Here is a 23,064-nt window from a genome sequence, read left to right as displayed (position 1 = left end):
TCAGGAGAGGGCGGCGAGCGCGGCGTCGTAGTCCGGCTCGGTGGTGATCTCGTCGACCAGCTGGGTGTAGGTCACCTTGCCGTCGGCGTCGAGCACCACGACCGCGCGGGCCAGCAGCCCGGCCATCGGGCCGTCGGCCAGCGTGACGCCGTAGTCCTCGCCGAAGCTGGAGCGGAACGCCGAGCCGACCTTGACCTGGTCGATGCCCTCGGCGCCGCAGAACCGGGCCTGGGCGAAGGGGAGGTCCTTCGACACGTTGACCACGGTGGTGTTCTCCAGCCCGGCGGCCAGCTCGTTGAACTTCCTGACGCTCGCCGCGCAGATCCCGGTGTCGACGCTCGGGAAGATGTTGAGCACGACGCGGGTGCCCTGGGAGTCGGCCTGGGTCAGCTGGGAGAGTCCCTCGCCGACCAGGTCCCAGCCCGGAGCGGAGCTGCCGACGGCCGGCAGCTCGCCGACGGTGTGGACGGTGTTGCCCTTGAGTGCAGTGGTAGCCATGGACCATTCCTACACTGCGGCGACAACCGCCGGCGCCGGGTCTCAGGCCCGGGCGAAGTGTGCCGTGTGCCGGCCGAGCTCGGCGAAGACCGCCTGGTTGTGGCTGAAGGCGTGCTGGACCTCCGCGACCGCCTCGGCCTGCTGCGCCTCGTCGAGGGGCAGCTCGTCCAGGCGGGCGCGGTAGCCGTCCTTGTAGGCCTTGACCTTCGCGATCGTGTCGAACCGGTAGAACGACAGGCCGCTGCCCCGGCGGTCGAAGTCGCGGTCGAGGATCCGGCCGATCGCCTGGCCGCCGGAGAGGTCGCCCAGGTAGCGGGTGTAGTGGTGGGCGACGAAGCGGACCGGGTGGTCGGCCGTGGCGCGGATGCGGGCGGCGTACTCGGCGGCAGCGGCCCCGGGGCAGACCCGCTCGGCGTCGTCGCCGGTGCTCCACGCCGCCAGGTCGGCGTCCAGGCTGGGGAGCCGCTCCAGGGCGGCGTCGTGGAGCGGGGCGACCAGGGGATGGCCGGCCAGGGCACGGCCGGTCTCTTCCAGGGCCGCATAGACTGTCCGCAGCTGACGCAGATAGTTGACGTATCCGGCTTCGTTGATCCGCCCGCCCATCAGGTCCTCGATGAACGTGGCGCTCTCGGCGGCGTCGTGCTGGGCCCGTGAGCCCTCGCGCAGCGCGGTCGACAGGGGTGTGGACGTGGCGTCCAGGACGGTCATGGGCGGTCTCCGGATCAGGTCGTGGTCGGGTGCGGCCAGGGCTGGCACCCGCATGCTTAGGGGAACCTTAGTTGGGTTAGGCTAACCTAAGCGATCGGGTTCCCGCTCGGGACCCCCGACCGGGTGCGGAACCCGATCGCCCGGCCCCGGTGCCACGCGCTGCGTCGGCCCACCGGGTCCGGTCACACGTCGAGGAGAGGTTGAGATTGCTCAGGTCGCATGTACTCCGCGCGGGCGCCCTGGCCGTGGTGACCGCACTGGTGGCCGGGTGCGGGATCCAGGGCCCGGACCGGGCTGAGGAGTCCGGCCCGGCCGGCACCGTGAAGGCCGCGCCGCCACTGGCGAGCACCACCCCCGCCGAGGACCCGCGCGCCTGGCGCGGCGCGGTGAGCGCCGGCGTCGAGGAGACGGACATCGTGCCCGTCGCCACCGACCCCGAGCCCGAGCTCCCCGTCACCCTGACCGACTCCCAGGGCACCGAGGTGGTGGTGAAGGACGTCTCCCGGGTGCTGGCCCTGGACCTGCACGGCACCCTGTCCCGCACGGTCTTCGAGCTCGGTCTGGGTGACCGCCTGGTGGGCCGTGACCTCTCCACCGGCTTCGAGCAGGCCGCGGACCTCCCGCTGGTGACCGGCGGCAGCGGTCACGAGCTCAACGCCGAGGCGATCCTCGACCTCGACCCCACCCTGATCCTCACCGACACCTCGCTGGGCCCCTGGGACGTGGTGCTCCAGATGCGCGAGGCCGGTATCCCGGTCGTGGTGGTGGAGTCCTCGCGCACCCTGGACAACGTCGGCGAGATCACCCGCCAGACCGCGGCCGCCCTCGGTGTCCCGGACGCCGGCGAGGCGCTGGCCGACCGGATCGGCGCCGAGATCGAGGCCGTCGAGGCCGACATCGCCGAGGTTGCCCCGCAGGACGAGCGGCGGCGGCTGCGCACCATCTTCCTCTACGTGCGCGGCAACGCCGGGGTCTACTACATGTTCGGCCGGGGGTCCGGGGCCGACGACCTGATCGACGCCGTCGGCGCCTACGACGTGGCCGAGGAGATCGGCTGGTCGGGGATGCGCCCGGTGACCGCCGAGGGCCTGGTCGCCGCGGCGCCCGAGCTGGTGGTGATGATGCGCGGCGGCCTGGAGTCGACCGGCGGCGTCGAGGGGCTGCTGGAGCGTCTCCCCGCCCTGGCCAACACCCCCGCCGGGCGCAACGAGCGGTTCGTCGACGTCGACGACTCGCTGATCCTCGGCTACGGCCCCCGCACCGCCGACGTCCTCAACGCCCTCGCGGTGGCGGTGCACGCCCCGCAGGAGCTCACGTGAGCCTGAGCCTCCCGCTGCCGGCCACCAGCACCAGCCGGCGCCTGGTGCTGGGTGCGCTCGGCGCCCTGCTACTGGTGGCGGTCACGATGGCCGCGGGCGCGGGGCAGCTCCACATCCCCGCGGAGGAGGTGGTCGGCTCCCTGCTCCACCGCCTCGGGCTCGACCTCGGGCCCCTGCCCAGCCACCCGCAGGGGGAGTCGACCCTGTGGCAGGTGCGCTTCCCCCGGCTGGCGATGGCGGTCCTGGTGGGCGCCTGCCTGGGCGTCGCGGGCGCCGTGATGCAGGGCGTCTTCGGCAACCCGCTCGCCGAGCCGGGGGTGGTCGGCGTCTCCTCGGGTGCCGCGCTGGCGGCGGCGGCGGTGCTCGTCTTCGACGTGGCCTTCCTGGGCCAGTGGACCCTCGCCGTGGCCGCCTTCGTCGGCGGCCTGCTCACCACGATCGCGGTCTACCTGCTCTCCCGGGACTCCGGGCGCACCGAGGTCGTGACCCTGGTCCTGACCGGGGTCGCGGTCAACGCCATGGCGGGCGCCGCGCTGGCGTTCCTGATGTTCCTCGGCGACACCCAGGCGCGCGAGGAGATCGTCTTCTGGCAGCTCGGCAGCCTCAACGGCTCGCGCGCCGAGCAGGTCCTGGTGACCGCGCCGACCGCGCTGGTGGGCGTCGTCGCCGCGCTGCTGCTCTCCAGGCGGCTCGACCTGCTCTCGCTGGGAGACCGGGGCGCCAGGCACGTCGGCGTCGACGTGGAGCGGCTCCGGATGGCCAGCATCGTGGTGGTCGCCGTGCTCACCGCGGCGGCCGTCTCCTTCGCCGGCATCATCGCCTTCGTCGGGCTGATCATCCCGCACCTGATGCGGATGGTGGTGGGCCCGGGGCACCGGGCGCTGGTCCCGGCCAGCGCCCTGGGGGGCGCGGTCCTGCTGGTCCTGGCGGACCTGTGGGCCCGCACCGCGATCGCCTACGCCGACCTGCCGATCGGGATGCTCACCTCGCTGGTCGGCGGCCCCGTCTTCTTCTGGCTGCTGCGGCGCGCCCGGCGTACGGCGGGGGGCTGGGCATGACGGCCGCTCGCGGCACCGCCGCCGAGCCGGTGCTCAGCGCCCGGGGCGTGTGCGTCGAGATCGCCGGGCACCGCATCCTCCACGACGTCTCCTTCGAGGCCCGCCCCGGTGAGCTGGTCGCGCTGGTGGGACCCAACGGCGCGGGGAAGTCGACCCTGCTGGCCGTGCTCGCGGGCGACCTCCGCCCCGACAGCGGGCGGATCGAGCTGGCGGGCCGCCCGCTCGAGGACCAGTCGGCGGCCCAGATGGCCCGCCGCCGGGCGGTGCTCCAGCAGAAGCAGATCCTCGCCTTCGGCTTCCGGGTGCGCGAGGTGGTCGAGATGGGACGGGCGGTGTGGCGTCGTACGCCTCGCGCCGAGGACGACGACGCCCGGGTCCAGGAGGCGATGGAGGTCACCGAGGTCGACCACCTCGCCTCGCGGGTGGTGCCCACCCTCTCGGGAGGGGAGCAGGGCCGGGTGGCGTTCGCCCGGATGCTGGCCCAGGAGGTCGAGGTGCACCTGCTCGACGAGCCGACCGCCGCGCTGGACATCCGCCACCAGGAGGCCCTGCTCACGCACGCGCGCGCCAGCGCCCGTGCGGGCGCCGCGGTCGTGGTGGTGCTGCACGACCTGAGTCTCGCGGCCGCTTTCGCCGACCGCGTCTGCGTCCTCTCCCGGGGCGCCGTGCGGGCGGTCGGGCGCCCGTCGGAGGTGCTGACCTCGGTCCTGCTCACCGAGGTCTACGAGCATCCCGTCGAGGTGCTGGAGCACGCCGGGAACCTCCTGGTGGTCCCGGTGCGAGCGACCGCCGACCCCGGCCCCGCTGCTGTCCCCCCTGCCGTCCCCCCTGTCGTCCCCCCTGCCGTCAAGGTCGTCGAGAAGGAGACCTCGTGCCCCTCCTGAGTCCCCACCGAGGATCGCGCCGAGCCGCGGCCCTGGCTCTCCTCCCCGTCCTGGCCCTGCTCGGTGGGGTCGTGCTCCTCGGCTCCGCCCCGGCGCAGGCGGCCGGGCGGGTGACGGTCGACAACGACGGACGCGGCCAGGTCATCGACTCCCGCTACTCCACCGAGCTGACGGTCTCCGGCCGGGGCTTCCAGTCGGTCAAGGGCGGCCACGGCGGCCTCTACGTCTGGTTCGGCACGGTGAGCGGTCGCTGGCAGCCCAGCAAGGGCGGCAGGTCGGGCAGCGACTACGTCTACGTCCCCGACAGCGAGTCGCGCAGCAACGCCGGGTTCCAGCGCTACGTCGCCTTCCCCGGCTCGGACACCGCCTCCTCGGCCAACGGGGGCACCATGTCCGCCGACGGCTCCTGGTCGGTGCGGCTCGTCGTCCCGGGGCCCACCTTCCAGGGGGTCGGGCGCAACGGCACGGTCCGCACCGTCGACTGCCGCAAGGTGACCTGCGGGGTCATCACCGTGGGCGCGCACGGGGTGCACAACGCCAACAACGAGACCTTCACCCCGGTGCGGGTCGCCGACCTCGAGCCGGCGGCCGAGGGCGGCGAGCAGCCCGCCACGGATCCGGGTGAGACCGCGGCGCCCGGGACGGGCACCCCGGCCACCGGGCCCCCCCGGGACGGCACCGGGAAGGTCGCGGCACCCGGCGCGCCGGCGAAGCAGGGCCGGCAGGGCAAGCCCGTGCTCCGGGTCGACCGGACCTCCGCGGTGCCCGGGCGGGCACTGTCGTTCGTCGCCCGCGGACTGCGCCCGGGCGAGCAGTTCACCGTCGTCCTCGACGACGGGCTCTCGGCCAGCGGACCGCACACGGTGGGCGCGGACGGCCGGGCGGTCGGGGTCGTGGGGCTGCCGGCAGGACTGCCGGAAGGCACCCACGAGCTGCGCCTCTTCGGCGGCGGCCGCGACGCCTCGGTGATGTTCGGCGTCACCGCGGGCGTCTCGGCCGACGTGCAGCCGGTGGCCGGTGAGGACCCGGACGCCTCGCCGGAGGCATCGTCGGGCTCCTCGTGGTGGTCCCAGGGCGCCCCGGCCGCCGTCTTCGTCGCGATCAGCGCCCTCGTCTTCGTCGCCGCCGCCGGCGCGGCGACCCGCCGGAGAATGCGGAGCCGTCGTGCGCAGGCCTGAGCGCGTCGGCGCGCTGCTGGCCTCGGCCGCGGTCGCCCTGCTGGCGACCCTGGGCCCGGGCCAGCCCCCCGCCGTCGCGTCGCCGGAGGAACCGGCCCCGGGCAGCACCGTCGAGGTCTCCGACGTGGTCTTCGCCTGGAGCCTCAACGAGCAGACCAACGCGCGCTCCCACAACCCGGCGGCCATCAACTTCCTCGCCGCCGGGGTGGCCGATCCCGGCCGCGGCGGCGCGACGCTGCCCTCCTCGAAGTGGTCGGCAGCGGCGGGGAACACCACCATCGAGAAGCTCGACGCCGCAGGCACGTGGCAGACCGCCACCTGGCAGGGGCTGGGCACCGACGCCCAGGGCGCGCCCATCGATCTCTACGGGCCCTTCAGCGGTCACCGGGTGAAGGTGTCCGGTGGCGCGGGCACCGTGGACCCGGTCGCCGAGGACGCCTCCCTGGCGTGGACCGGCACCTTCACGGTCGTCTACTACGGGGGCAACACCGTCTTCACCGTCTCCGACCCGCAGCTGAGCCTGAGCGGCGGCACGGGCGAGGTCACCGCAGTGCTCGGGGGCTGGCTGGCGGACCGCACCGACACCCGGACCTGGACCCCCGTGGAGGGGCGCCGGGTCGCCGTCGCGACCCTCTCCGGCGTCGACGTGACGGAGACCGGCCTGGTCGCCACCCCGGCCTACCACGGCGTCGAGGTGACCGGCTCGGTCCCGCAGCTGCGCACGGGGGAGCACTGGGGGAGCTTCCCGGCGCCGATGATCGACTTCCTCGCACCGCTGGGGGTGGACCAGTTCTGGTACTCCACCGGGCTCCAGTCGGACTGGACCAAGCTCCCCAGCCCGGTCGTGGTCGGGTACGCCGGGACGCTGCCCGAGACGTCCGCGCCCACGCGGGCGCCCGAGACCGCCAAGCCGACGAAGGCGCCGCCGAAGGTGACCAACCCGGTCCGGCCCAGCCCGTCGGCCGGTCCGTCCGCCGGTCCCTCCCGCAGTCCGTCGCCCAGCCCCCTGCCCAGCCCCCTGCCCGGCCCCGCCACGGTGACGCAGGCGGGCCAGGCGGCCGCGCCGGTCCCGCCGGACGCCGGACCCGGCGAGCCGGAGGCCCCGCAGGTCGTCGGCGCGCCGCTCTCCCTGCAGGCGGAGCCGGCCGCCGCCGAGGTCACCTCCCTCGCGGGCGCCACCGCCGAGACCGTCCATCCGGGCTGGTGGGCCGGGGGAGCGCTGCTCCTCGGGGCCGGTCTCCTCCTGCTCGTGCCGGCTCGCCGCCCGGCCTGACCGTCACCTCCTCGCTCAGCACCCATCGCTCAGCACCCATCGCTCAGCACCCACCGAAAGGAACACCCGCATGTCCACCTCACGTTTCCTGCGCCGACGGCTCTCCGTCGGGACCGCGGGGGTCGCCAGCGTCGCGCTCACCGCCGCGGCGTTCGCCGGTCTTCCCGCGGCCCAGGCCGCCCCCGTCGCCCCCGACTCCGTCGCCGGCTCCTTCAGCTGGTCGATCTCGGCCCAGGTCGGCGCCCGCATGCCGTCCTGGGAGCTGACGGGTGGCGCGTACGCGAAGACCCCCAAGGTCGCCACCTTCCCGCAGAGCGCGGTGAGCTCCTCCGGCGACGCCGTCACGGTGGGCTACGAGGGATCCGTGAAGACGCAGTTCGTCAACGCGGGCGTCCCGCTCTACTCGGTGACGATCGCCGACCCGGCCGTCACCCTCGACGCCGACGGCAGCGGCCAGCTCACCGCCGAGGTCTCCAGCGAGGTCGGCGCCACCAGCGAGGCACCGGAGCGCGTGGTCGTTGGCGAGTTCACCAGCAGCACGGGCACCCTCGACTCCACGCTGTCCGCCACCATCACCGGCTTCTCGACGGCGTTCCTCGACCAGATGGTCACCGGTGTGGAGCCGCACTTCAACGGCTCCACCGAGCTCAAGAACCCGGCGCCGTTCACCATCGCCGCGCCCAGCACCACGGCGCAGGTGGTCGAGGACGCGAGCGGGCTCTCGGTCACCGCGACCGGGTCCGACTTCTTCGGCGGCAACGCCGACTACAACGGCGTCTACGTCGGCGTCGCCCCTTCCGGCGGCCTGCCTGACGTCTCCACCATCGGTGGCCAGTCCGGGTTCGCCGGCTTCGACTGGGTCCCGGCCAGCGCCGTGGTGAACGGCGGCTTCACCCGCAACTTCGCTGTCGACCTCGCCAAGGTCACCCCCGGCACCTCCTACTCGCTCTACACCTGGCAGGCGCACCGGCACTCGACGACCGCCCTCGACACCGAGACCCCGATCGGGGTGCTGAGGCAGCCGACTCCGCCGCCCACGGCGACCGAGGCCCCGGCCCCGGCCCCGGCCCCGGCCCCGGCCCCGGCGCCCACCCCGGCGGCGCAGGTGAAGCCGCGGGTCAAGGCGACGCTGAAGAAGGCGCCCACCACCCGCAGGCCCGGCAAGGTCGTGGTCGACGTCGCCGGCAAGGCCGGCGCGGGCACGGGCAAGGTCCAGGCGAAGCTCAAGGTCCCGGGCAAGAAGAAGAAGGTCTCGCTCGGCGCCACCCTGAACAAGGTGGGCAAGGCCGTCATCAAGCTGCCCAAGGGCAAGCGCGGCGCCTACCGGCTCGTCGTCCGCTACCTGGGCGACGACAGCTACAAGCGCGTGCAGAAGGTCGTGAAGTTCCGCGTCACCCGCTGACCTCGGCCCTTGGCGCCCCCGCACCGGGGGCGCCAGGGGATCAGGGGCGGGGGAGTGCCGGGCGCCAGAACTCCTCGCCGGCGAAGGGGCCCCCGACGTGCGCGGCCTCGGCGGGGTCCTCGGGGCGCGGCGCGATCTCGTCGGCGTACGACGAGGCGTCGTCCTGCGGCTCGTAGCCCAGGGCCCGCCCGGGCTCGAGGTCCCACCAGGCGTCGGCGTTCGCCGAGATGCCGTAGAGCACCGCGAAGCCGGGGGCCCGGGTGGTCAGGGCGGCCTCGACCATCCGCACGCAGTCGCCGTGGGAGAGCCAGGTCGCCAGGTGGCGGGCGGTGGTGGGCCGCGGCAGGAACGAGCCGATGCGGCAGGCCACCGCGTCCAGGCCGTAGCGGTCGGCGTACAGGCTCATCACCGCCTCGGCGGCCACCTTGCCGACGCCGTAGAAGGTGTCGGGTCGGGGCCGGGCGTCGACGCCCACGCAGTCGGTGCGGGGGGTCCGCCCGACGGCGTGGTTGCTCGAGGCGTAGACGAAGCGGTCCACCCGGTGGGCGACGCAGGCGTCGAGGAGCGCCGCGGTGGTGACCACGTGGGACGAGAGCGACCCGGGCAGGTCGAGCTCGTCGGGGTGGCCGGCGAGGTGGACCACGGCGTCGAGGGACTCGGCGGCGAAGACGGCGTCCACGGCGTCGGGGTCGGTGCAGTCCCCGGTGTGCCAGGCGACGTCGACGCCCTCGGGCGTGGGGACCAGGTCGAACCCGACGACCTCGTGCCCGGCCGCGGCGAGCCCGGGCAGCACGACCCGGCCGATGGAGCCGGCGGCGCCGGTGACCAGGACCCGCATCAGATCCGCGGGACCAGGTCGCCGAGCAGGGCGCCCATCCGGGTCGCGGCCGACCGGCCGGCCTCGAGGACCTCCTCGTGGTTGAGGGGGTCGCCGGAGATGCCGGCCGCGGCGTTGGTGACCAGGCTGATGCCGAGCACCTCCATGCCGGCCTGGCGGGCGGCGATGGCCTCCAGGGTGGTGCTCATCCCGACCAGGTCGCCGCCGATGGCGCGCACCATGCGGATCTCGGCGGGCGTCTCGTAGTGGGGGCCGGGGAACTGCACGTAGACGCCCTCGTCGAGGCTGGGGTCGACCTCGCGGCACAGGGCCCGCAGCCGGCTGGAGTAGAGGTCGGTGAGGTCGACGAAGTGGGCGCCCTCGATGGGCGAGGTGGCGGTGAGGTTGATGTGGTCGCTGATCAGCACCGGCGTCCCGGGGGCCCAGGTGTCGCGCAGGCCGCCGCACCCGTTGGTCAGCACGATGGCCCGGCAGCCCGCGGCGGCCGCGGTGCGCACCGGGTGTACGACGGCCCGCACACCCTTGCCCTCGTAGAAGTGGGTGCGGGAGAGGAAGACCAGCACGTCGGAGTCGCCGACCCGGATGCTGCGGATCTTGCCGGAGTGGCCCGCCACCCCGGCGGCGTGGAAGCCGGGGAGGTCGGTGGTGGAGATCTCCGCGGTCGCCGGCCCGAGGGCGTCGACGGCCGGCAGCCAGCCGGAGCCGAGCACCAGGGCCACGTCGTGGGAGTCGACGCCGGTGAGCTCACGCAGCGTCGCGGCGGCCGCTGAGGCCAGGGCAGTGGGGTCGGTCTCGGTCACCCGTCGATCCTAGGCAGCCACCTACTGGTCCAGCCACTCGCGTCGGTGGGAGTGTGTGGTCATGGCCGACGCTGCCCCGCGCAGGACCGGGCGCCCATGACCCTGGGCGAGCGCCTGCACGCGGTGGCCTCGCGCTGGCGCCAGCTGGTGCGGCTGGGCGGCGCCACGGCTGCGGCGTTCGCCATCTCCACCCAGGTGCTGGGTCACCAGCAGGCGTTCTTCGCCCCCGTCGCGGCGGTGATCGTGCTGGTCGCGGGGGGCGGCCTGCGCCAGCGCACCCTGGTCGAGCTGGTGCTGGGGGTGGCCGTGGGGGTGCTGGTCGGGGAGATGCTCATCCTGGCCATCGGGCGGGGGGTGTGGCAGATCGCGCTGGTCGTCGTCTCCAGCTCGGCGCTGGCGATCTTCGCCGGGCTCACGGGCGTGGCCCGCACCCAGGCGGCCAACTCCGCGGCCCTGCTCGCGGCGGTGCTGCCGGCGGCGGGCGCGCAGAACCCCGCCGTGACCCGCTTCCTGGACGCCCTGGTGGGCGGGCTCTGCGGCCTGGCGATGGTGCTGATCGTGCCGCGCAACGCGGTGCGCGACCTCACCGAGGAGGTGCACCCCCTGCTGGCCGAGCTGGAGCAGGTGCTGGAGGTGCTGGCCCGGGCGATGCGCGCCGGCGACGCGGCGCTGGCGGAGGAGGCGCTGGCGCTGGCTCGTGGGATGCAGGGTCGCGTCGAGACGGCCCAGACCACGGCCACCCACGTCTCGGAGGTCGCGACCATCTCGCCGATGCGGTGGCGGCAGCGCTCCGAGGTCGCCCGCTTCGCGGCGGTGCTGGCCGACATCGACAACGCGGTCCGTGACGCCCGGGTGCTGGCCCGGCGGGTGGCCTCGATGCTGCGGCTGGGGGAGGAGAGCTCCGGCCTGATGGCGGCCTCCGTGGAGGCGCTGACCCGGGGGGTGCGGATCTTCGAGTCGGGCCTGGAGGAGGCGCCGGACGCCGCGGAGGTGCGCGAGGCGAGGGACCACCTGGTGGAGTCGGTACGGCTGGCGGTGGCCTCGCTGACCGACCACATGACCCTCAACCGCGCCGCGGTGGCCTCGCAGGTGCGCTCCCTGGCCGCCGACGTGCTCTTCGCCACCGGGATGAGCCGCGACGAGCTCGACGTCCGCCTCGACTTCTGAGGGGCGACGGCTCAGAGGCCGGTGGAGCGGCAGGCCCGCGCCCGCAGGGCCGCGACGTAGTCGTCGGGGGCGGCGGCGGCCTCCGCGGCGGCGGCCAGGACCCCGAGGTAGGAGGCGCTCGGCAGACCGCCCTCGTAGGCGTCGAGCACGTAGGCCCAGGCGGTGACCTCGCCGTTGAGGGTGGCCACCCGCACCCGGGTCTTGCGGTAGAGACCGGTGTCGGCCGACTCCCAGCCGTCGAGGGCGACCTCGTCCTCGCCGCCGATGTCGTAGACGGCGACGAAGACCTGCTCGGCCGGATCCTGGACGATCGTGGGCAGGGCGCCGTCCCAGCCGTGCTCCTCCCCGCCGAAGGTGAGGCGCCAGCCGGTGAGCCAGCCCGTGCCCCGCAACGGGGAGTGCGGGCAGCGCTCACCCATCCGGCCGGGATCCAGGTTGGTGCCGTAGGCGGCGTACAGCGTCACGGGTGCAGGCTATCGCGCAACGGAGGTGGGTTATGCCGGCCACCGGCCGCGGCCTAGGCTGTGGCCGTGACTGACTCCGCACACTTCGACGTCGTTGTCCTCGGTGCCGGCCCCGGTGGGTACGTCGCCGCCATCCGCGCCGCCCAGCTCGGCAAGTCCGTGGCGGTGGTGGAGAAGCAGTACTGGGGCGGGGTGTGCCTCAACGTCGGCTGCATCCCCTCCAAGGCGCTGCTCAAGAACGCCGAGCTGGCCCACACGCTGACCCACGAGAAGGCCAAGTACGGCATCGAGGGCGACGCGACGATGTCGTTCGGCCCGACCCACAAGCGCTCCCGCCAGGTGAGCGCCGGGATCGTCAAGGGCGTCCACTTCCTGATGAAGAAGAACAAGATCACCGAGATCGACGGGTGGGGCACCCTGACCTCGCCGTCCTCGATGGACGTCGCGACGAACGACGACTCCACCCGCCAGCTGACCTTCGACGACCTGATCATCGCCACCGGCGCCACCGTGCGGATGCTGCCCGGGATGGAGGTCAGCAAGAACGTCGTGACCTACGAGGAGCAGATCCTCGACGAGGAGCTGCCGAGCTCGATCATCATCGGTGGGTCGGGCGCGATCGGCGTCGAGTTCGCCTACGTGATGAAGAACTTCGGCGTCGACGTCACCATCGTGGAGTTCCTGGACCGGATGGTGCCCACCGAGGACGCCGACGTCTCCAAGGAGCTCCTCAAGCACTACAAGAAGCTCGGCGTCAAGGTCATGCTCTCCACCAAGGTCGAGAACGTCGAGGACACCGGCGACGGCGTGCGCGTCACCGTCAGCCCCGCGGCCGGTGGCGACTCCCAGGTCATCGAGGCCGACAAGATGCTCGCCGCCTTCGGCTTCGCCCCCCGGCTCGAGGGCTACGGCCTCGACGCCATCGGGGTGAAGACCACCGACCGCGGCGCGATCGCGGTCGACGAGCGCGGCCGGACCAACGTCGAGCACGTCTACGCGATCGGCGACGTGACGGGCAAGATGATGCTCGCCCACGTGGCCGAGGCGATGGGGATCGTGGCGGCCGAGACGATCGCCGGCGCCGAGACCATGGAGATCGACTTCGACATGATCCCGCGGGCCACCTACTGCCAGCCGCAGATCGGCTCCTTCGGCCTCTCCGAGGAGCAGGCCAAGGAGAAGGGCTACGACGTCAAGACGGCGACCTTCCCCTTCAGCGCCAACGGCAAGGCCGCCGGGCTCGGCGAGACCGCCGGCTTCGTCAAGGTGGTCGCCGACGCGAAGTACAACGAGATCCTCGGCGCCCACATGATCGGGCCGGACGTCACCGAGCTGCTGCCGGTGCTCACCCTGGCCCAGCAGTGGGACCTCACCGCCGACGAGGTCTCCCGCAACGTCTTCGCCCACCCGACGCTGTCCGAGGCGGTCAAGGAAGCCGTCCACGGCATCGCCGGCCACATGATCAACTTCTGACGTCATGGCCACCCGAAACCCGTCCACCGACCGGGTCGTCATCATCGGGGGAGGCCCCGGCGGCTACGAGGCCGCCCACGTCGCCGCCCAGCTGGGTGCCACGGTCACCGTGGTGGACAGCGACGGGATCGGCGGCTCCGCGGTGCTCACCGACTGCGTGCCGTCCAAGACGCTGATCGCCACCGCCGAGGTGATGACCGAGCTGACCACCGCATCAGAGCTCGGGGTGAGCCTCACCGACCTCGAGGGCGACTCCGCGGCGCGGGTGGTCGTCGACCTGGGCCGGGTCAACGCCCGGGTCAAGGCGCTGGCCGCCGAGCAGTCGGCGGACATCCAGCGACGCCTCGAGCGCGACGGCGTCCGGGTGGTGCGCGGCCACGGCCGGCTGGCCGGCCCGCAGCAGGTGGTCGTCGACCTCGCCGACGGCGGGACCGAGACGATCGACACCGACGCGATCCTGGTCGCCACCGGCGCGGCGCCGCGCACGCTCCCGAGCGCCCAGCCCGACGGTGAGCGGATCCTGACCTGGGAGCAGGTCTACGACCTCACCGAGGTCCCCGAGAGCCTGGTCGTGGTCGGGTCCGGGGTGACCGGGGCCGAGTTCGCCTCCGCCTACCTCGCCCTGGGCATCCCCGTCACCCTGGTCTCCTCCCGCGACCGGGTGCTGCCCGGCGAGGACGCGGACGCCTCCGCGGTGCTGGAGGAGGTGGCGGTGCGCCGCGGCATGAACGTGCTCTCCAAGTCCCGGATGGAGTCGGTCACCCGGGAGGGCGACAAGGTCACCGTCACCCTCACCGACGGCCGCACCGTCGAGGCCTCCCACTGCGTGCTGGCGCTCGGCTCGGTCCCCAAGACCGCCGGGCTCGGCCTGGAGGAGGCGGGGGTGCGGCTCGACGAGGGCGGCTTCATCCGGGTCGACCGGGTCTCGCGGACCGCCGCCCGCGGCGTCTACGCCGCCGGGGACTGCACCGGCGTGCTGATGCTCGCCTCGGTCGCGGCTATGCAGGGCCGGATCGCCATGTGGCACTTCCTCGGCGACGCGGTGGCCCCGCTGGACCTGAAGAAGGTCTCCTCCAACGTCTTCACCGCGCCCGAGATCGCGACCGTCGGCTGGTCGCAGCAGGCCGTGGACAACGGCGAGATCGACGCCGAGGTGGTGACCCTGCCGCTGGCGGGCAACGCGCGCGCCAAGATGCAGGGCGTCAAGGACGGCTTCGTCAAGCTCTTCTGCCGTCCCGGCACGGGCATCGTGGTGGGCGGGGTGGTGGTCGGCCCCCGCGCCAGCGAGCTGATCCACGCCGTCTCCCTCGCGGTGAGCGAGTCGCTGACCGCCGACCAGCTCGCCCAGGCCTTCACCGTCTATCCCTCCATGAGCGGGTCGCTCGCGGAGGCCGCCCGGCGGCTGCACCGGGTCTGACCCGGACGGACGCGGGTCCGACCCGGGCGGACGCGGGTCCGACCCGGACGGACGCGGGTCGCACCCGGGCGGACGCGGGTCCGACCCGGGCGGACCCGCTGCGGGGGTTCACCAGGTGCGGACCCACACGGTGTGCTCGGAGCTGCGCAGCTCCTCCAGCGACGCCGGGGAGAGGGCGTCGGCGGCGTCGGTGACCACGTAGCCCAGGGCCCCGTGGGTGGCGAGCTGCTGGCCGGTGATGTTGTCGCCCTCGGCGGCCAGCAGCGTGTTGAAGCCGGCCAGCACCCCGGGCACGTTGTGGTGCAGGATGCCGATCCGGTGGCCGTCGTGCTGCGGCGGCTGCACCTGGGGCAGGTTGACCGAGAGGGAGGTGCTGCCCTCGAAGGCGAAGCCGAGCAGCTTGCCGGCCACGAACCAGCCGATCTCCTCCTGCGCCTCCTGGGTGGAGCCGCCGACGTGCGGGGTGAGGATGACGTTGTCGAGGCCGCGCAGCACCGACTCGAACTTGTCGCCCTGCGCCTTGGGCTCGACCGGGAAGACGTCGAGGGCGGCGCCGGCGATGTGGCCGGAGAGCAGGTGGTCGCGCAGCGCGAGGTCGTCGACGACCATGCCGCGCGAGGCGTTGATGAAGAGCGAGCGTGGCTTCATCGCGGCGAACTGGCGGGCGCCGAAGAACCCCTCGTTGCCGGGCCGGCCGTCGATGTGGAGGCTGACGACGTCGGCGACGGCGAGCAGCTCCTCCAGGGTGTGCATCCGCTGGGCGTTGCCGTGGGCGGGGCGGTCGGCGGTGTCGAAGAAGACCACGCGCAGCCCCAGCGCCTCGGCGAGGTTGGAGAGCTGCGTGCCGATGTTGCCGTAGCCGACGATGCCGAGGGTGCGCCCGCGCACCTCGTGGCTGCCGCGGGCCGACTTGTCCCAGACGCCGTCGTGCATCCGCTGGATCTTCTCCGGCAGGCGGCGGGCGAGCGCGATGATCTCGCCGATCACCAGCTCGACGACGCTGCGGGTGTTGGAGTAGGGGGCGTTGAAGACCGCGACGCCTCGCTGGGCCGCCGCGGCCAGGTCGACCTGGTTGGTGCCGATGCAGAAGCAGCCGATCGCGATCAGGTCGGGAGCCGCGTCGAGGACGGCGGCGCCGACCTTGGTGTTGGAGCGGATGCCGAGCAGCGAGACGCCGTCGAGGGCCCGGACGAGCTCGGACTCGGTGAGGGAGCCGGGCAGCAGCTCGACCTCGAGGCCGCGGCGCTCGAGCGCCTCGACGGCGCGGGGGTGGATGTTCTCCAGGAGCAAGGCCTTCATGTGGCCACACTATGCAATGCGGGGGACCGTCCCTGCCGGGTGCTCCGGTCTGGGACGCATACTGGGCCCATGGGTCGCCCGGGACGGGTCGTCATCGACGACAGCGAGCTGACGTGGCGGTTCTCCCGGTCGTCGGGCCCGGGCGGTCAGCACGTCAACACCAGCGACACCCGGGCGGAGCTGATGTGGTCGCTGACCGCGACCAGCGCCCTCACGCCGGTGCAGAAGGAGCTCGCCGCGCAGCGGCTGCGCGGCCGGCTGGTCGACGGGACGCTGACCGTGGCCTCCTCGCAGTACCGCTCACAGCACCGCAACCGGGAGGCGGCGAGGGCGCGGCTGGTCGAGCTGGTGACCGAGGCGGTCGAGCCGCCCCGGCCCCGGCGACGCACCCGGCCCACCCGCGGGTCGGTGGAGCGCCGGCTGACGGCCAAGAAGCGCCGCGGCGACGTCAAGCAGGGCCGGCGGGGCTCCTGGGAGTGAGGCGGCCGCCCGGGCCCCGCGGTCTCACTCCAGCACGAGCAGCAGGTCGCCGCCCTCGACCTGGCGGGTCCCGCCGACGGCCACCCGCGCCACCCGGCCCGCGGAGGGCGCGGTGATCGCCGCCTCCATCTTCATCGCCTCGATGGTGGCCACCGTGTCGCCCGCGGCGACCTGGTCGCCCTCGGAGACCAGCACGGTGACCGCGCCCTGGAACGGCGCCGCCACCTGGCCGGGCTGGGCGGGGTCGGCCTTCTCGGTGGCCGCGACGTCGGAGGAGACGCTGCGGTCGCGGACGCTGACCGGGCGCAGCTGGCCGTGCAGGGTGGCCATCACGGTCCGGTAGCCGCGCTCGTCGGGGTCGCCGATGGCCTGGAGGCCGAAGAGGACCTGCTTGCCCTGGCCGAGGTCGACCTGGAGCTCCTCGCCCTGCTCGAGCCCGTAGAGCCAGCCGCGGGTGGGCAGCACCGACAGGTCGCCGGAGACGGTCCGGGCCTTGCGGAAGTCGGCGGTGGGGCCCGGGAACAGCAGCTCGTTGAGGGTCTCGCGGGGGTGCTCGGCCAGGCTGGCGCGCTGCTCGTCGCTGAGCGTCTCGTCGGGCCGGCGCCAGCTGCGCCCCGCCAGCGCCTTGGTGCGGAACGGCTCGGGCCAGCCGCCGGGAGGATCGCCGAGCTCGCCGTGCAGGAAGCCGATCACCGAGTCGGGGATGTCGAACCGGCCCGGGTCCTCGGCGAACTCGGCCGCGTCGGCCCCCACGGCCACCAGGTGCAGGGCCAGGTCGCCGACCACCTTGGAGGAGGGGGTCACCTTGACCACGTTGCCCAGGATGTCGTTGGCGGCGGCGTACATGTCCTCGATCTGCTCGAACTTCTCGCCGAGACCGAGCGCGATGGCCTGCTGGCGCAGGTTGGAGAGCTGGCCGCCGGGGATCTCGTGGGTGTAGACCCGGCCGGTCGGCGAGGGCAGCCCCGACTCGAAGGGCGCGTAGAGCCGGCGGGTGGCCTCCCAGTAGGGCTCGAGGCTGCACACCGCCTCCAGGGAGAGACCGGTCTCCCGCTCGGAGTGGTCGGTCGCCGAGACGAGGGCCGAGAGGGGCGGCTGGGAGGTGGTGCCGGCCATCGGGGCCGCAGCGGCGTCCACGGCGTCCACCCCGGCGTCGATGGCGGCCAGCAGGGTCCCCAGCTGCCCTCCGGGGGTGTCGTGGGTGTGCAGGTGCACCGGGAGGTCGAAGCGCTCGCGGAGCGCGGTCACCAGCGTCCGGGCCGCCGGCGCGCGCAGCAGCCCGGCCATGTCCTTGATCGCCAGCACGTGGGCGCCGGCCTCCACGATCCGCTCCGCCAGCCGCAGGTAGTAGTCGAGGGTGTAGAGCCGCTCGCCGGGGGAGGAGAGGTCCCCGGTGTAGCAGAGCGCCACCTCGGCCACGGTGGTGCCGGTGGCCCGGACGGCGTCGATCGCGGGCCGCATCTGCTCGACGTCGTTGAGCGCGTCGAAGATGCGGAAGACGTCGAGACCCGTGCGGGCCGCCTCGGCGACGAAGGCGTCGGTGACCTCGGTCGGGTACGGCGTGTAGCCCACCGTGTTGCGGCCGCGCAGCAGCATCTGGAGGCACACGTTGGGCAGCGCCTGGCGCATCGCGGCCAGCCGCTCCCAGGGGTCCTCGCCCAGGAAGCGCAGGGCCACGTCGTAGGTGGCCCCGCCCCACGCCTCGACCGACCACAGCGAGGGGGTGAGCCGGGCGACGTGGCCGGCGACCTGGACCAGGTCGCGGGTCCGGACCCGCGTGGCGAGCAGGGACTGGTGGGCGTCGCGGAAGGTGGTGTCGGTGACCGCCACCGAGGTGGCGGCCCGCAGCTCGGCGGCGAACGCCTCGGGGCCCACGGCGAGCAGCCGCTGGCGGGTGCCGTCGGGAGCCGGGACGCTCAGGTCGACCGGGGGCAGCTTGGCCGCGGGGTCGATCTCGATCGGGGAGGGGCCGTAGGGCTGGTTGACGGTCACGTCGGCCAGGTGGGCGAGGAGTGCGGTGCCCAGGTCGGGGTCGGCCTTGGTGGCCAGCAGGTGGGGGTGGTCCTCGATGAAGGAGGTGGTCACCCGCCCGGCGGCGAAGTCGGGGTCGGCCAGCACCGCCTCGAGGAAGGCGAGGTTGGTGGTCACGCCGCGGATCCGGAACTCCGCGAGCGCCCGCCGCGCCTTCTGCACCGCCAGCTCGTGGGTCCGGCCGCGGCAGGTGAGCTTGGCCAGCAGGGAGTCGAAGTGGGCGCTGACCTCGGCGCCGGTGTAGGTGGTGCCGCCGTCCAGGCGCACCCCCGCCCCGCCGGGGGAGCGGTAGGTGGTGATCTTGCCGGTGTCGGGGCGGAAGTCGTTGGCCGGGTCCTCGGTGGTGATCCGGCACTGCAGCGCGGCGCCGCGCAGGACCAGGGTCTCCTGGCTGAGGCCGAGGTCGACCAGGGTCGCGCCGGCCGCGATCCGCAGCTGGGACTGGACCAGGTCGACGTCGGTGACCTCCTCGGTCACCGTGTGCTCGACCTGGATGCGGGGGTTCATCTCGATGAAGACGTAGTCGCCGTCGGGGTTGAGCAGGAACTCCACGGTGCCGGCGTTGCGGTAGCCGATGTCGCGGGCGAAGCGGACGGCGTCGGCGCACATCCGCTCGCGCACCGCGGGGTCGAGGTGGGGCGCGGGCGCGATCTCGACGACCTTCTGGTGCCGGCGCTGCACCGAGCAGTCGCGCTCGAAGAGGTGCATCACGCCGCCCTCGCCGTCGGCGAGGACCTGGACCTCGATGTGGCGGGGGTCGACCACGGCCTGCTCCACGAAGACGGTGCCGTCCCCGAAGGCGCCCTCGGCCTCGCGCATGCAGGCCTCGATCGCCGCGCGCAGCTGCGCGGGGTCGTCGACCCGGCGCATGCCCCGGCCCCCGCCGCCGGCCACCGCCTTGACGAACAGCGGGTAGGGGATCGACTCGGCGGCGGCCAGGAGCTCCTCGACGTCGGCCGACGGGGTGGTGCCGGACAGGGTGGGCACGCCGGCGGCCCGAGCGGCCGCGATCGCGCGGGACTTGTTGCCGGTGAGGGTGAGCACCTCGGCGGTCGGGCCGACGAAGGTGAGCCCGGCGTCGGCGCAGGCCTCGGCCAGCTGCGGGTTCTCGGACAGGAAGCCGTAGCCCGGGTAGACCGCGTCGGCGCCGGACCTCAGCGCCGCCTCGACGATGGCGTGCGGGTCGAGGTAGGCCCGGACCGGGTGGCCGCGCTCGCCGATCTCGTAGGCCTCGTCGGCGCGCAGCCGGTGCTCGGACCATCGGTCCTCGTAGGGGAAGACCGCCACCGTCCGGGCGCCGACCTCGTGGGCCGCCCGGAAGGCGCGGATCGCGATCTCGCCGCGATTGGCCACCAGCACCTTGTTGAACATGTCAGGACGGTACCCGGACCCGGGGCCCCGCGTATGGCCCCGGGTCCGGGTGTCGAGCATGGTCCCCGCCGGGAAGCAGGAGGAGCCAGGACGCTGCCGGGGAACTACAGCGCGGTAGTTCCCGAGTTCCGTTTGTGCCCCGACCAGCGGTGTGTTTCCCTGCGAGTTCACTGCTGTCACAGGGGCCCCCGGGTCCCGGATCCCGAGAAGGTGTACCCGCCTCATGCGTCCTGGCCCGCGTCCTGCTCCGCGCCGCAAGTGCGCCGCCCGAGCCGTCGCGCTCGCGGCCGCCCTGGTCCTGGTGCCGCTCGCCTCCGGCGCCGGCGCAGACGACCCCGCACCGGCCCCTCCGGTGGCCGCCACCGAGTCCTGGTCGGTCCTGGGCTCCTCGTCGGTGCGGATCATCGGGCGCGGCTACGGGCACGGGCACGGCATGTCGCAGTACGGCGCCGAGGGAGCCGCTCGCGCCGGCCTGACCTACCAGCAGATCGTCGAGTTCTACTACCCCGGCACCCAGTGGGGCGCCGCCGACGGCAAGGTCCGGGTGCACCTCACCGCCGACACCACCGACGACGTCGTGGTCGACGCCCGTCCCGGCATCACCGTCAAGGACCTCGCGTCCAAGCAGCGGTGGCGCCTGCCGGAGGGTCGGGCCCGCCAGTGGCGGCTGACCACGAACGCCCGCAACCGGGCCGTGGTCGAGTGGCGCGACCGCGGCGCCTGGCGCCGGTGGAAGGTGCTGGCCGGCGACGGCGAGCTCGCCGCTCCGGGCGGCCTGACCCTGGTCACCCCCGGCGGCTCGACGACCTACCGCGGCAAGCTCCGCGCCGCCACCCCCACACCCGGCAGCCGGGAGCGCGACACCGTCAACGTGGTCTCGCTGGAGAACTACCTGCGGGGCGTGGTCCCGCTGGAGATCCCGGCCTCGTGGAGCGCCGAGGCGGTCCGCGCCCAGTCGGTGGCCGCCCGGACCTACGCGGCCTTCGAGCGGGCCGAGCCCCTCGCCCGGCACTACCAGATCTGCGACACCACCGCCTGCCAGGTGTACGGCGGGAAGTCGGCCGAGCACCCCTTGGCCACCGCCGCGGTCCAGGCCACGGCAGGCCAGGTGCTGACCGTCGACGGGGCCCCGGCGTTCACCCAGTTCGCCTCCAGCAACGGAGGGTGGAGCTCGGCGGGGTCGCGTCCCTACCTGGCCGCCCAGGCGGACCCCTACGACGGCTGGGCGGGGAACCCCAACCACGTGTGGGAGGTGACGCTGGGCGACGAAGGGATCGAGAAGGCCTGGCCGAGCATCGGCGACCTGCAGCAGATCGCCGTCACCGGCCGCGACGGCAACGGTGAGTGGGGTGGCCGGGTGGTCTCCATGACGCTGGTCGGCAGCGCCGGACAGGTCGAGGTCACCGGGGACCAGGTGCGCAGCGCGCTGGGCCTGCGCTCGAGCTGGTTCACCTTCGAGGTCACCACACGCAGCGCCCGCGGCGCCTGGTAGGCACCGCGGGCGGCTGGGCTGGTCGGACCGCGGGGTCCGCCCGGGTCAGTCCTTCAGCTCGCAGATGACCGCGCCGCTGGTCACGGTCGCCCCAACCTCGGCGGCCAGGCCGGTGACGGTGCCCGCCTTGTGGGCCTTGAGCGGCTGCTCCATCTTCATCGCCTCGATGACCACCACGACGTCGCCCTCGGCGACCTCCTGGCCCTCCTCGACCGCGATCTTGACGATGGTGCCCTGCATCGGGCTGGCGACGGAGTCGCCCGAGGCGGCCGAGGCGGCCTTCTTGCCACCGCTGCGCTTGGGCTTCTTGGCGGCCCCGGCCGCGGCGCCACCGCCGAGCCCGGCCAGCCCGGCGGGCAGCACGACCTCGAGGCGGCGGCCGCCGACCTCGACGGTCACCTTCTGGCGCTCGCCGGCCTCCTCGGCCTCGGCGCTGTCGCCGGCGTAGGGCTCGATGTCGTTGACGAAGTCGGTCTCGATCCACGTGGTGTAGACGGCGAACGAGCCCTCGCCGGAGGGGGTGGACGCCCCGACGTAGGCGGGCTCGTCGAGAACACGGGTGAAGAACGGGATGATCGTCGGCATGCCGTCGACGCGGAACTCGCTCAGCGCGCGCTTGGAGCGGCCGATGGCCTCGGTCCGGTCGCGGCCGGAGACGATGAGCTTGGCGATCAGCGAGTCGAAAGCGCCCGGGATGGTCTCGCCCTTCTCGTAGCCGGAGTCCAGGCGGACGCCGGGGCCGCTCGGCGGCGCCCACTCGGTGAGGGTCCCCGGGGCGGGCATGAAGTTGCGGCCGGCGTCCTCGGCGTTGATCCGGAACTCGATCGCGTGGCCCTTGATCTCGGGGTCGTCGTAGCCGAGCTCCTCGCCGGCGGCGATCCGGAACATCTCACGGACCAGGTCGATGCCGGTGACCTCCTCGGAGACGCAGTGCTCGACCTGGAGGCGGGTGTTGACCTCGAGGAAGGAGATGGTGCCGTCGGCCGCGACCAGGAACTCGCACGTCCCGGCGCCGACGTAGCCGGCCTCCTTGAGGATCGCCTTCGACGACTCGTAGAGGCGCTTGACCTGGTCGTCGGTGAGGAAGGGGGCCGGGGCCTCCTCCACGACCTTCTGGTGGCGACGCTGCAGCGAGCAGTCGCGGGTCGAGACGACGACCACGTTGCCGTGCTGGTCGGCCAGGCACTGGGTCTCGACGTGGCGGGGGCGGTCGAGGAACTTCTCGACCAGGCACTCGCCGCGGCCGAAGGCGCCGACGGCCTCGCGGACCGCCGACTCGAAGAGCTCGGGGATCTCCTCGAGCGTGCGGGCGACCTTGAGACCCCGGCCGCCACCGCCGTAGACCGCCTTGATGGCGACGGGCAGGCCGTACTCCTTGGCCAGGGCGACGACCTCGTCGGCGTCCTTGACCGGGTCCTTGGTGCCGGGGGCGAGCGGCGCGTTGGCCTTCTGCGCGATGTGCTTGGCCTTGGCCTTGTCACCCAGCGCGTCGATCGCCTCGGGGGAGGGGCCGATCCAGATCAGGCCGGCGTCGAGGACGGCCTGGGCGAACTGGGCGTTCTCGGCCAGGAAGCCGTAGCCGGGGTGGACCGAGTCGGCGCCGGACTTCTTGGCCACCGCGACGATCTTCTCGATGTCCAGGTAGGAGTCGGCCGGGGTGGCGCCGTCCAGGGAGTGCGCCTCGTCGGCGAGGCGCACGAAGAGGGCGTCGCGGTCGGGCTCCGCGTAGACCGCCACGCTGCCGATGCCGGCGTCCTTGCAGGCGCGGATCACACGGACGGCGATCTCGCCGCGGTTGGCGATGAGGACCTTCTTCAAGCTCACTCCGGGCTCCTGACACACATGACGAGGGCGGTGGGACCCCCGCAGATTACCTGTCGTCGCCCCCGGCGGCCGTGGGGGTCTGTGCCAC

19 protein-coding genes are annotated in these 23,064 nt (G+C 73.6%); 11 read left to right on the top strand and 8 right to left on the bottom strand.

What is annotated here, in order from left to right; translation table 11 throughout:
• Together tpx and AC4BG9_RS01435 are read right to left on the bottom strand one after the other, a co-directional pair.
• Complete coding sequence (gene tpx / locus AC4BG9_RS01440) at positions 1-498, bottom strand: thiol peroxidase (protein WP_490569302.1); 498 nt, start codon at positions 496-498, stop codon at positions 1-3.
• 42 nt (positions 499-540) lie between these two features.
• Positions 541-1,206, bottom strand: coding sequence for a biliverdin-producing heme oxygenase (locus AC4BG9_RS01435; RefSeq protein WP_490569301.1), 666 nt, complete (start codon positions 1,204-1,206; stop codon positions 541-543).
• A 248-nt stretch (positions 1,207-1,454) separates the two neighbouring features.
• Here AC4BG9_RS01435 and AC4BG9_RS01430 point away from each other — a divergent pair, with 248 nt between their 5' ends.
• The 6 genes from AC4BG9_RS01430 to AC4BG9_RS01405 all read left to right on the top strand — a co-directional run bounded on the left by AC4BG9_RS01430 (position 1,455) and on the right by AC4BG9_RS01405 (position 8,320).
• Complete coding sequence (locus AC4BG9_RS01430; protein WP_490569300.1) at positions 1,455-2,525, top strand: heme/hemin ABC transporter substrate-binding protein; 1,071 nt, start codon at positions 1,455-1,457, stop codon at positions 2,523-2,525.
• A complete protein-coding gene (locus tag AC4BG9_RS01425) occupies positions 2,522-3,583 on the top strand; it encodes a FecCD family ABC transporter permease (RefSeq protein ID WP_490569299.1) in 1,062 nt (353 codons plus the stop codon). The genes AC4BG9_RS01430 and AC4BG9_RS01425 overlap by 4 nt, the downstream gene beginning before the upstream one ends.
• Positions 3,580-4,467: a heme ABC transporter ATP-binding protein gene (locus AC4BG9_RS01420; protein WP_490569298.1), complete on the top strand. Its 888-nt coding sequence runs from the start codon at positions 3,580-3,582 to the stop codon at positions 4,465-4,467. The genes AC4BG9_RS01425 and AC4BG9_RS01420 overlap by 4 nt, the downstream gene beginning before the upstream one ends.
• Positions 4,455-5,645: a hypothetical protein gene (locus AC4BG9_RS01415; protein ID WP_490569297.1), complete on the top strand. Its 1,191-nt coding sequence runs from the start codon at positions 4,455-4,457 to the stop codon at positions 5,643-5,645. Before AC4BG9_RS01420 ends, AC4BG9_RS01415 begins: the two co-directional genes overlap by 13 nt.
• On the top strand, positions 5,632-6,918 hold the full coding sequence (locus AC4BG9_RS01410; RefSeq protein WP_490569296.1) for a hypothetical protein: 1,287 nt from the start codon (positions 5,632-5,634) through the stop codon (positions 6,916-6,918). Before AC4BG9_RS01415 ends, AC4BG9_RS01410 begins: the two co-directional genes overlap by 14 nt.
• A gap of 70 nt (positions 6,919-6,988) precedes the next feature.
• Complete coding sequence (locus AC4BG9_RS01405; protein ID WP_490569295.1) at positions 6,989-8,320, top strand: hypothetical protein; 1,332 nt, start codon at positions 6,989-6,991, stop codon at positions 8,318-8,320.
• 40 nt (positions 8,321-8,360) lie between these two features.
• Here the strand turns inward: AC4BG9_RS01405 and AC4BG9_RS01400 are convergent, their stop codons facing one another.
• Positions 8,361-9,158: an NAD-dependent epimerase/dehydratase family protein gene (locus tag AC4BG9_RS01400; protein ID WP_490569294.1), complete on the bottom strand. Its 798-nt coding sequence runs from the start codon at positions 9,156-9,158 to the stop codon at positions 8,361-8,363.
• The gene (locus tag AC4BG9_RS01395) at positions 9,158-9,958 is read right to left on the bottom strand and encodes a purine-nucleoside phosphorylase (protein WP_490569293.1); all 801 of its coding nucleotides are present in this window, start codon (positions 9,956-9,958) and stop codon (positions 9,158-9,160) included. Before AC4BG9_RS01395 ends, AC4BG9_RS01400 begins: the two co-directional genes overlap by 1 nt.
• 96 nt (positions 9,959-10,054) lie before the next feature.
• Here AC4BG9_RS01395 and AC4BG9_RS01390 point away from each other — a divergent pair, with 96 nt between their 5' ends.
• The gene (locus AC4BG9_RS01390; protein WP_490569292.1) at positions 10,055-11,125 is read left to right on the top strand and encodes an FUSC family protein; all 1,071 of its coding nucleotides are present in this window, start codon (positions 10,055-10,057) and stop codon (positions 11,123-11,125) included.
• Positions 11,126-11,136: 11 nt separating this feature from the next.
• On the opposite strand, the gene AC4BG9_RS01385 is transcribed toward AC4BG9_RS01390, so the two are convergent.
• The gene (locus AC4BG9_RS01385; protein ID WP_490569291.1) at positions 11,137-11,589 is read right to left on the bottom strand and encodes a gamma-glutamylcyclotransferase family protein; all 453 of its coding nucleotides are present in this window, start codon (positions 11,587-11,589) and stop codon (positions 11,137-11,139) included.
• Between the two features lie 66 nt (positions 11,590-11,655).
• On the opposite strand from AC4BG9_RS01385, the gene lpdA reads away from it, so the two are divergent.
• Together lpdA and AC4BG9_RS01375 are read left to right on the top strand one after the other, a co-directional pair.
• Entirely contained in the window at positions 11,656-13,062 is a 1,407-nt protein-coding gene (gene lpdA / locus AC4BG9_RS01380; protein WP_490569290.1) for a dihydrolipoyl dehydrogenase, read from the top strand.
• Positions 13,063-13,066: 4 nt separating this feature from the next.
• Entirely contained in the window at positions 13,067-14,479 is a 1,413-nt protein-coding gene (locus AC4BG9_RS01375) for an NAD(P)H-quinone dehydrogenase (RefSeq protein WP_490569289.1), read from the top strand.
• 108 nt (positions 14,480-14,587) lie between these two features.
• Here AC4BG9_RS01375 and serA read toward each other — a convergent pair whose 3' ends face one another.
• Positions 14,588-15,778, bottom strand: coding sequence for a phosphoglycerate dehydrogenase (serA, locus tag AC4BG9_RS01370; protein ID WP_490569288.1), 1,191 nt, complete (start codon positions 15,776-15,778; stop codon positions 14,588-14,590).
• A 69-nt stretch (positions 15,779-15,847) separates the two neighbouring features.
• On the opposite strand from serA, the gene arfB reads away from it, so the two are divergent.
• The gene (gene arfB, locus AC4BG9_RS01365; protein ID WP_490569287.1) at positions 15,848-16,258 is read left to right on the top strand and encodes an alternative ribosome rescue aminoacyl-tRNA hydrolase ArfB; all 411 of its coding nucleotides are present in this window, start codon (positions 15,848-15,850) and stop codon (positions 16,256-16,258) included.
• Positions 16,259-16,282: 24 nt separating this feature from the next.
• On the opposite strand, the gene AC4BG9_RS01360 is transcribed toward arfB, so the two are convergent.
• Positions 16,283-19,660, bottom strand: coding sequence for a pyruvate carboxylase (locus AC4BG9_RS01360; RefSeq protein ID WP_490569286.1), 3,378 nt, complete (start codon positions 19,658-19,660; stop codon positions 16,283-16,285).
• 223 nt (positions 19,661-19,883) lie between these two features.
• Between AC4BG9_RS01360 and AC4BG9_RS01355 the strand changes: the two genes are divergently transcribed.
• Positions 19,884-21,152: a SpoIID/LytB domain-containing protein gene (locus AC4BG9_RS01355; RefSeq protein WP_490569285.1), complete on the top strand. Its 1,269-nt coding sequence runs from the start codon at positions 19,884-19,886 to the stop codon at positions 21,150-21,152.
• A 45-nt stretch (positions 21,153-21,197) separates the two neighbouring features.
• Here the strand turns inward: AC4BG9_RS01355 and AC4BG9_RS01350 are convergent, their stop codons facing one another.
• A complete protein-coding gene (locus AC4BG9_RS01350; protein ID WP_490569284.1) occupies positions 21,198-22,976 on the bottom strand; it encodes an acetyl/propionyl/methylcrotonyl-CoA carboxylase subunit alpha in 1,779 nt (592 codons plus the stop codon).
• Positions 22,977-23,064: the final 88 nt, after the last annotated feature.

This window comes from Nocardioides sp. Z40_12 (assembly GCF_058215795.1).
The sequence above is the reverse complement of the archived record's forward strand: the minus strand, read 5'-3'. Positions and strand labels throughout refer to the sequence as shown.

Excerpts from the sequence above, each read along its gene's own strand:
- tpx (WP_490569302.1), bottom strand. The coding sequence starts at position 498 with ATGGCTACCACTGCACTCAAGGGCAACACCGTCCACACCGTCGGCGAG.
- AC4BG9_RS01435 (WP_490569301.1), bottom strand. The coding sequence starts at position 1,206 with ATGACCGTCCTGGACGCCACGTCCACACCCCTGTCGACCGCGCTGCGC.
- AC4BG9_RS01420 (WP_490569298.1), top strand. The coding sequence starts at position 3,580 with ATGACGGCCGCTCGCGGCACCGCCGCCGAGCCGGTGCTCAGCGCCCGG.
- AC4BG9_RS01405 (WP_490569295.1), top strand. The coding sequence starts at position 6,989 with ATGTCCACCTCACGTTTCCTGCGCCGACGGCTCTCCGTCGGGACCGCG.
- AC4BG9_RS01400 (WP_490569294.1), bottom strand. The coding sequence starts at position 9,158 with ATGCGGGTCCTGGTCACCGGCGCCGCCGGCTCCATCGGCCGGGTCGTG.
- AC4BG9_RS01390 (WP_490569292.1), top strand. The coding sequence starts at position 10,055 with ATGACCCTGGGCGAGCGCCTGCACGCGGTGGCCTCGCGCTGGCGCCAG.
- AC4BG9_RS01375 (WP_490569289.1), top strand. The coding sequence starts at position 13,067 with ATGGCCACCCGAAACCCGTCCACCGACCGGGTCGTCATCATCGGGGGA.
- serA (WP_490569288.1), bottom strand. The coding sequence starts at position 15,778 with ATGAAGGCCTTGCTCCTGGAGAACATCCACCCCCGCGCCGTCGAGGCG.
- arfB (WP_490569287.1), top strand. The coding sequence starts at position 15,848 with ATGGGTCGCCCGGGACGGGTCGTCATCGACGACAGCGAGCTGACGTGG.
- AC4BG9_RS01360 (WP_490569286.1), bottom strand. The coding sequence starts at position 19,660 with ATGTTCAACAAGGTGCTGGTGGCCAATCGCGGCGAGATCGCGATCCGC.
- AC4BG9_RS01355 (WP_490569285.1), top strand. The coding sequence starts at position 19,884 with ATGCGTCCTGGCCCGCGTCCTGCTCCGCGCCGCAAGTGCGCCGCCCGA.